The 6,166-nt window shown below is 63.3% G+C and carries 7 protein-coding genes; 5 read left to right on the forward strand and 2 right to left on the reverse strand.

Annotation, left to right across the window (positions count from 1 at the left end; translation table 11 throughout):
* The 5 genes from EOA23_RS35880 to EOA23_RS30175 form a co-directional block, all read left to right on the forward strand.
* A partial coding sequence (locus EOA23_RS35880; RefSeq protein WP_189341759.1) for an alpha/beta hydrolase occupies positions 1-561 on the forward strand: 561 nt, incomplete at its 5' end.
* On the forward strand, positions 558-1,505 hold the full coding sequence (locus tag EOA23_RS30160) for an ROK family protein (RefSeq protein WP_127306806.1): 948 nt from the start codon (positions 558-560) through the stop codon (positions 1,503-1,505). The genes EOA23_RS35880 and EOA23_RS30160, both read left to right, overlap by 4 nt.
* Positions 1,502-2,242 (forward strand): ATP-binding cassette domain-containing protein, encoded by a 741-nt coding sequence (locus tag EOA23_RS30165; RefSeq protein ID WP_127306807.1) that lies wholly within the window; start codon positions 1,502-1,504, stop codon positions 2,240-2,242. The genes EOA23_RS30160 and EOA23_RS30165 overlap by 4 nt, the downstream gene beginning before the upstream one ends.
* Before the next feature lie 20 nt (positions 2,243-2,262).
* Positions 2,263-3,267, forward strand: coding sequence for an ABC transporter permease (locus EOA23_RS30170; RefSeq protein WP_127306808.1), 1,005 nt, complete (start codon positions 2,263-2,265; stop codon positions 3,265-3,267).
* A 77-nt stretch (positions 3,268-3,344) separates the two neighbouring features.
* Positions 3,345-4,349: a sugar-binding protein gene (locus tag EOA23_RS30175; RefSeq protein ID WP_127306809.1), complete on the forward strand. Its 1,005-nt coding sequence runs from the start codon at positions 3,345-3,347 to the stop codon at positions 4,347-4,349.
* A 284-nt stretch (positions 4,350-4,633) separates the two neighbouring features.
* Here EOA23_RS30175 and EOA23_RS30180 read toward each other — a convergent pair whose 3' ends face one another.
* Together EOA23_RS30180 and EOA23_RS30185 are read right to left on the reverse strand one after the other, a co-directional pair.
* Entirely contained in the window at positions 4,634-5,101 is a 468-nt protein-coding gene (locus tag EOA23_RS30180; RefSeq protein ID WP_245474391.1) for a hypothetical protein, read from the reverse strand.
* Positions 5,102-5,823: 722 nt separating this feature from the next.
* Positions 5,824-6,166: HlyD family secretion protein (locus EOA23_RS30185; protein WP_189341760.1), on the reverse strand; the 343-nt coding region annotated here is incomplete at its 5' end.

Genomic DNA, 6,166 nt, shown 5'->3' on the forward strand with positions numbered 1-6,166 from the left:
ATTGAGCAGGCAGCGGTCGGCGGCATCTCATTGGGCGCGGCGATCGCGCTGCGGCTGGCAAGAGTCAACGCCGTGCGCGTTACCAAGCTGGTGCTGGCGCGGCCTGCCTGGGTGGATGCACCTTCCATCGCGCGCCAGCACGGCTATCGCGTCGCGGCGCAATATCTCGAAAAATATGGCGCCGAAGAAGGCGCGGAGCGCTTTCGCGCCGCGCCGGAATTCCTCGAAGTCATGGCGGCCTCGCCGGACAACGCGGCCTCGCTCATCGGTTTCTTCAAGCGCCCGCGGCCCGACACCACGATCGCGCTCCTGTCGCGCATTCCCCTCGACTGGCCGGGCGTGAGCCGCGCCCAGATCGTGGCGATCCGGCAGCCGGCGCTCGTCATCGGCAACGACCAGGATTATGTCCACCCGCTCGCCTATGCGCGCCAGCTGGCAGGCCTCATCCCGGGTGCCCGGCTGGCCGGGATAACATCCAAGACGATCGACCGCGCGGCCTATGTCGCCGAGTTCCGCAACGCCTTGGCAAGCTTCCTCCCGGACGTTGGAGGCGATCGATGATCCGCTCGATCCTGGTCGTCGATGTCGGTGGCACGTCGGTCAAATGCGGCATGGTTGTCGACCGTGTCCCGCAGGCCGGCGAGCGTCTCTTCCCGTCCGCCTTGCTGCGCAATGGCGATCCCGTCGGCAGCTTCGCCAAGATCGTCAGGGAGTTCTGCGTCGAGGCGGGTCTCACCCCCGACCTGATGGTCTCGACCGTTCCGGGCTTCATCGACATCGACGGCGACCGTGTCCTCTTCGCCGGCAATGTGCCCGAGCTCAACGGCCATCATCTGGCGAGCGAGCTTGGCGACGTCCTCGGCTTACCCGTCATAATCGAACGCGACTCCGTGCTGGTGCTGGCAGGTGAGGTGATCGCGGGCTCCGCGAAAGGCGCCGACAGCGTGCTTGGCCTGTTCTTCGGCACCGGCGTCGGCGGCGCCTTCCTGCAGGGCGGCGAAGCGTTTCGCGGCGGCGGCTGGGCGCTGGAAATCGGCCACATGCCTTTCGGCAATGAGGGCAGGACGCTGGAGGGGCTGCGCACCGACTGCCTGGAAACCTTCGTTTCAGGCCGCGCCCTGGAAGTGATTGCCGAGAGATACGGCGTTCCCGTCACCCAGGTTTTTGTCCAGTCCGGGAGCATCCCGGGGCTTGGCGCCGACATCGACCGCTTCGTGCGCGATCAGGCACTCGCAATAGGCACGGCGGTGGCGCTGTTTTCCCCGGCCACAATCGTGCTCGGGGGAGGGGTCTGCGCGATCGACGCATTCCCGCGCCGGCAGCTGGAAGAACTGGTGGCGCTGCGGGCGCCCTTTTCCGAGACGGGCCGGCCGATGGACCTGCGCTGGGCCAGGCTCGGCTGGCGCGCCGTCCTCTATGGCGGTCTCAAGGCCGCCGACGACTACGCCGCGGCTCGATCGATGCCGGCAGCGCAAGAAAAGCAAGAGCGGGAGTCCCTGCCATGAGCCTGTTGGAGCTGAAGAATATCTCGCGACAGTTCGGCGCCATCCATGCCGTCGAGGACGTGTCGTTCAAGATCGAGCCCGGCGAGATCGTCGGCCTGATGGGCGACAATGGCGCCGGCAAATCGACGCTGGTCAAGATGATAGCCGGCAACTTCCCTGCCTCCTCCGGCAGGATGGTCTTCGACGGCAATGAAGTTCAGTTCAACCAGCCTTCGGACGCCCGTCGGGCCGGCATCGAGATCGTCTACCAGGACCTGGCGCTCTGCGACAATCTGAGCGCAGCCGCCAATGTCTTCCTCGGCCGCGAGATCATGCGCTCGGTCGGCCCGTTCAAATTCCTCGACCACCGCAAGATGCGTGAGCGCGCCGCCGAGCTGTTTCGCGAGCTGCAATCTGAAACGCGGCCGCGCGATGTGGTCAAGCGTATGTCGGGCGGCCAGCGCCAGGCGGTCGCCATTGCCCGTACCCGCCTGGCCGATGCCAAGCTGGTGCTGATGGACGAGCCGACCGCTGCGATCTCGGTGCGCCAGGTCGCCGAGGTGCTGGCGCTGATCAAGCGCCTCAAGGAACGCGGCGTCGCCGTCATCCTGATCTCGCACCGCATGCCCGACGTGTTCGGTGTGTGCGAGCGCATCATGGTGCTGCGGCGCGGCCATCTGGTCGCCAACAAGCTCGCTTCGACCAGCTCGCCCGAGGAAATCACGGCCTTGATCGTCGGCGCCAAGGCCGCGGCCTGAAGGCAACAGGGGAGGATGAGATGAACAAGTCTCCGGACGCCAGCAATCTGGATTCTGTCTTCAGCCTGTCGGAGCGCAGCAAGCTTGGCGCGATCCTGCGCAGCCAGGAATTCTGGATCGTCGTCGCGGTGCTGATCATCGGCGCCGTGGTGGGCATGATCGCGCCGCGCTTCCTGACCTCCGCCAACATGGCCAACATCCTGCAGAATTTCTGCTTCACGGCGCTGATGGCGATCGGCATGACGCCGGTGATCATGACCGGCGGCATCGACATTTCCGTTGGCTCTACGCTTGGCCTGACCGGCGTGTTGCTCGGCCTGTTCTGCGCCAGCGGCTATCCTTTCGCCGTCGTCGTGCTGTTCGTGCTTCTGGTTGGTGCGTTCGTCGGCATCGTCAACGGCGCGCTGGTCTCGTACCTGAAGCTGCCGCCCTTCATCGTCACGCTCGGCATGATGAGCCTGGTGCGTTCGCAGACGCTGGTCGTCACCAGCAACCAGGTGGTCTACGATTTCGGCAAGGCTGGCGACACGCTGCTGGCGCTGGGCAGCGGTTCCTTCCTCGGCGTGCCGAACGTTCTGTGGGCGGTGATCGTCTCGGCCGTCGTCATGCAGTGGCTCTTGTCGATGACCAAATGGGGCCGCTACGTGCGCGCCATCGGCGGCAATGAAAGTGCTGCGCGCCTCTCCGGCATCCCCGTCGACCGCGTCAAGGTTTCGACTTATGCGCTACTCGGCGCGATGACCGGCATGACTGCAATCTTCCTGGTCGGCTGGATGGGTGCCGCCACCAACGCGCTCGGCCAGGGTCAGGAGCTGCAGGTCATCGCCGCGACAGTCATCGGCGGCGCCAACCTGCTCGGCGGCTTCGGCACCTCCTTCGGCGCCGTCATCGGCTCGGTGCTGATCGAAGTGATCCGCAACGCCCTGCTGCTCGCAGGCGTGAACCCCTTCTGGCAGGGCACTTTCGTCGGCCTCTTCATCCTGTTCGCGGTACTGCTTGAACGGTTCCGCTCCAGCCGCGCCTAGACCGTCGCGGACACGCACCTCGTGTCCGGAAGGTTTGCGCACTTTCGTGCACATAACATCAGAGAGGAGAAAACATCATGACAGGCATCATCTACAAAACGACTTTGCGGCTGGCCGCGACCGCAATCGCGGCAACGCTTGCCGCCGGCACGACGGCCGCTTCGGCCGAGACCTATGCGGTGATCGTCAAGACCGTGAACGACGTCTTCAGCGCTCCGGTCAAAGAGGGTTGCGAGAAGGCCGCCAAGGACCTCGGTGTCGAGTGCTATTATATCGGTCCGTCGGAGGTGAACGAGGCCCAGCAGCTTCAGGTGATCAACGACGTGCTCACCAAGGGCGTCGACGGCATCGCGGTCTCTGCGACCAATCCGAAGTCGGTGGCCCGGCTGCTGGAGAAGGCCAAAGCCGCGGGCATCCCGATCGTGACCTTCGACGGCGACCTGCTGAAGGAAGACGCCGGCCTGCGCTCGACCTTCATCGGCACCGACAACTACAATTTCGGCGTCGAGCTGGCGAAGAAGGTCGTCGAATACAAGCCAAAGGGCGGCACGGTCTGCATCCAGACCGGCACGGCCGGCTCGCTCAATCTGGACCTGCGCGTTCAGGGCATCCGCGACACGCTAGCCAACGTCTCCAAGGACAAGCCGGTGAAGCGCCTGGCCGGCGAGAACGGCTGGACCGAGGTCGACGGCTGCCCGATCTACAACAATGACAACATCAGCCTCGCCGCCCAGCAGATGAACGACGTGCTGGTCGCCAATCCCAAGCTCGACGCCTTCGTCGCCGTTGGCGGCTGGGCGCAATATGCGCCGTCGGCCTACCGGCAGGCGGTCGGGCGTGTGAAGGACCGCGTCGACTCCAAGGACCTCGTCATCTCCTTCGGCGACGCCTTCGCGCCGCAGCTGCCGCTGCTCAAAGACGGGCTTGCCCACTACCTCGTTGGCCAGAGCCCGTACAATATGGGCTACAAGTCGATCGAGGCTTTGCACGACCTGAAGCAGGGCAAGACGGTGCCGCCCTATATCGACACAGGCTTCGTCAAATGCACGCCAGACATGGCCGACACCTGCGGCAAGAACTGACAAAACCAGCTCGGTGGGAGTCTTCACGCTCCCACCAAGCCCCACTTAGGTACTTGTGAACAAGGGGGTCGGGTCGAACGATCGAACCTCGCTCCCGCAAATTTCTCTCGGCAACAACATAACTTGCCTGCAAAGCTGTTGGCCGAAGTTGATTCAAAAAGACCGGCCAGCCACTCGCCGGCCGCAGTTCTCTGATACGGAATCGCGGCTTTGCGCCTCGTTCCAGGAGAAGAGACGTCAGCCGGCGAGCTTGGGGTAAATCTGATGGAGGCACCAAGTCGGTCTCATCCCTTCCACATTGTTGAGCGGAGAAGGCCCTGCACATGTTTTGGCAGGTCGAGTTCGCCGCGCGCCTCGATCTCCAGTAGATATCTGGCCTTGTCCCAGCGACTGCCCTCCGTGATCGCAGGGTACGCACAGATGGCGAGCAGCGCCTTTTCCTCTGCTTGGCTAGCTCTGTCATAGTCGCGGCTTCCACCCATTTCGTGGACGGCCTTAATAAACCCCGCGTATGCTGTCTTGTGCGCCTCAATCAATGCGCGCAGTTCAATGGATGGCTCTTGGTCTCTGCTTGCCAGCTCTGTGGTGAGAGCCGCAGCCTTAACCGTTGACGCGACAACAGCGCTGCTCGAGTGAAACAGCAGGGCACGGCGATTGATCCTGGACGTTTGAACTCTCCTCTTAAATTGTGGCAGGCACGACCGGGCGTCGCAAAAACCAGCGCACAGTACCATGAAGGTTTGCGCAAACATGTCAGGATGCGTCGCCGTCACAGCGCACCGCTAACCTCACTGGGTGATGTTGGGCAGGCTATGCTGGTCGTCACAAAAGACGCTTGCTCTCTCGGCGACGAAAGCCGACCGCCGGCGTCCGGCCCATTCCAGACTACTAGTCTGGTCGGCGCCACGGACGGCAGCTTTGCGCCCCATAGGGGTCATGGAGACCAACTTGACCGTTGCCCGAAAGCAGACATCGCAAGGACAGGCCTGATCTCAGTGCTCTGCGGATTAACCAACAAGACCGTCTACAAGCAGCATACGATACTCGTGAGGCGCTTATAGGGAGCGCGGTCGTGCCAACGTTGATCGCGGATCGATTGCCCGGCTGCACGGGCGCAGCAGCATTGTTTCCGACCAGCCGAAGCTCGATCAAGCGTCGCGATGGACGGCTGGATCGGACACCGCCCTGTTCGAGCGTTACGCCGCCCGCGCTGTTGGTGGAGGCCAAGTTAACGCTCCACCTTCGTCGCGTTTTGCGTCATCGTGCTGGGGCGTTCTCGAGCAGCCTTGTAGCGACGGGCCTGCTATCCTGCTGTTCCGAATAGGCCCGATCAATCCCTCGCACGGTAATGGCGAACGTCCCGTTCTCGGTCTCCCGATGAAACCCTTCGCCTTGACGCCAAAATTGCGGCCGGGTTCGCCGCCCGCCACCCGAGCAGGCGTCCCTAGGTCTGGAGTAAAGGACGCTTCGTGACTCAGGGTTCGCGAATGCTTTCGTCGAGACCACGCAGGAGCGGATAGAGGAAATATGACAAGATCGTGCGGTCGCCGGCCTTGATCTCCGCGGTCACTGCCATGCCGGGGATCAAGCGGAAACTGCTCGGCACATCACGCAGATCGGTCGCGGTCAACTCCACCCGTGCCTTGTAATAAGGGCGTTGTTGCCCACCATTCTTCGGATCCTGCGTGAAGGTGTCGTCCGAGACGGTTCGAACCCTACCGGACAGGGTACCGTGCTTCTGGAAGGGCCACGCCTCGAGTTTCAGGCGAACTTCACTGCCGGGCTCGACATGGCCGACATCGAGCCCCTGGACAGAG

Source organism: Mesorhizobium sp. M2A.F.Ca.ET.042.01.1.1 (genome assembly GCF_003997405.1).
Lineage (GTDB): Bacteria > Pseudomonadota > Alphaproteobacteria > Rhizobiales > Rhizobiaceae > Mesorhizobium.